This is a genomic window from Endozoicomonas sp. (genome assembly GCF_051008435.1).
In the GTDB taxonomy this organism is placed as follows: Bacteria; Pseudomonadota; Gammaproteobacteria; order Pseudomonadales; family Endozoicomonadaceae; genus Endozoicomonas_A.
Window position 1 is genome coordinate 1 of record NZ_JBPCXO010000451.1, and the last position, 1,967, is coordinate 1,967.

A 1,967-nucleotide genomic window follows, 5' to 3' on the forward strand; every position below is an offset into this window, starting at 1 on the left:
GGATTTGGCCATTTTTTATGATTCTTTTCGTTGAATAGCTCGCTATTCGCCTCAAATAATCATAAAAACTGTCTCAAACCGGACTTTTTCTCGCTACGGTCGGCTAAGTCCGACAGACTCCTAGCAGGGGATATTTTCACTTTTTTTTACACCCATTAAATCGTTATTCGACGATTAGCGAACAAGAGGTCAGCCATGGGTATTTTTGAACGCTATCTCAGCATCTGGGTTGCTCTGGGTATTTTTGCAGGGCTTTTCGGCGGGTTGCAGTTTCCACAACTTTTTGACGCGCTCGGTGAATTGCAATATGCCAGCATCAACCTGGTCATCGCCGTATTGATCTGGCTGATGATCTATCCAATGATGATGCAGGTGGATTTTTCGGCCATAAAAAACGTCCATCGACGTCCAAGAGGTTTAATTGTTACCGTCACCATTAATTGGCTGGTCAAGCCCTTCACTATGGCGTTTCTGGCCGTACTGTTTATTCGCTACTTCTTTGGCGACTGGATCAGTCCGGAGCTGGGCAAAGAATATATTGCCGGTATGATTCTGCTGGGTGTCGCGCCCTGTACTGCCATGGTTTTTGTCTGGAGTCAGCTGACCAAGGGTGATCCTAATTACACCCTGGTTCAGGTAGCCATTAACGACCTGATTATGGTGGTAGCTTTTGCTCCTCTCGCAGCATTCCTGCTGGGAGTGACCGAAGTCTTTGTGCCCTGGGAAACCTTGTTGCTGTCAGCCGGCCTGTTTGTTGTCATTCCATTGCTCGCAGGGTGGTTGACTCGTAAAGCCGTCCGTAACGAAAACACTTTGAATCGATTTTCAGCACACATCAAACCCTTTTCAATCATCGGGTTGATTGGCACCGTCATTCTTCTGTTTGGTATTCAGGCCAACACGATTATTGCCAATCCACTGGATATATTCCTGATTGCGATTCCTCTGATCATCCAGACTTATCTGATCTTTGCCATCACCTATGTCTGGATGAAGAAATGGAAGCAGCCCCATAGTATTGCTTCACCCGGTGCAATGATCGGTGCCTCCAACTTTTTTGAACTGGCTGTTGCGGTTGCAATCAGTCTCTTTGGACTGAACTCCGGAGCCGCTCTGGCGACGGTCGTTGGTGTTCTGGTGGAAGTGCCTGTGATGCTGTCACTGGTCGCCTATTCTAATCGTACACGACAGTCATTCACTGATTTGAAGTCTGCCTGATACCCGACTAACCACCTGCAGGAGCGTATAAAACGCTCCTGCTTCAACAAGCCGTTTGAGAGAATCTTATGAATTCGACCCACCCTTTCTGGTTCATTCCCCTTCCTGAGAGTTCTGCAAAACTGGTACTGACACCTTGCCCGGGAATTAAGGATTCATCTCTGCCCGAAGCTCTGAACGTACTGAAAGATCAGGAAGTCAGCGCAATCCTGACCCTGATGACGCTTGAAGAGATGGAAAAGAATCAGGTTGCCCATCTGGAAACGGAAACCACCCAGCAAGGTATGCAGTGGTTCCACCTGCCCATTGCAGATGATCAGGGCCCCACAGAAGTGTTTGCATCGGCCTGGGCAGCTGCCGGACCTCAAGTACATCAGTTACTTGACGAGGGACTGTCGGTTGCCATCCACTGTAAAGGAGGCTCTGGCAGAACCGGCCTGGTGGCTGCCCAGATCATGCTGGAAAGAGGTATGGAGCTGGATTCATCCATTAAACTGATCAAAGAGCAGCGTCCGGGAGCATTCAGTTCGCCTCTACAACAGGACTATATTCAGCGGATTGCCCGCTCTCACGGTCATAAATAGAAGTCATTAAGAGGGTTCCTGAACCCAAATACTCATGACTAGGACTTACGCATTGACAGCGTGTTCCGAAATTTGATAATTGACCCAAATGATTGTTTATCAGGGATGAAAATGAGAAGTACTACTCGCCCGACTACCGCACGATGCACCCTTTCACAATACATG

At 48.2% G+C, this 1,967-nt stretch carries 2 protein-coding genes; both read left to right on the plus strand.

What is annotated here, in order from left to right; all coding sequences use genetic code 11:
• The first annotated feature begins 195 nt into the window (after window positions 1-195).
• Entirely contained in the window at window positions 196-1,218 is a 1,023-nt protein-coding gene (arsB, locus tag ACR2PX_RS22390) for an ACR3 family arsenite efflux transporter (protein WP_434001571.1), read from the plus strand.
• Window positions 1,219-1,286: 68 nt separating this feature from the next.
• Entirely contained in the window at window positions 1,287-1,802 is a 516-nt protein-coding gene (locus ACR2PX_RS22395; RefSeq protein WP_434001572.1) for a cyclin-dependent kinase inhibitor 3 family protein, read from the plus strand.
• The last annotated feature ends 165 nt before the right edge of the window (window positions 1,803-1,967 follow it).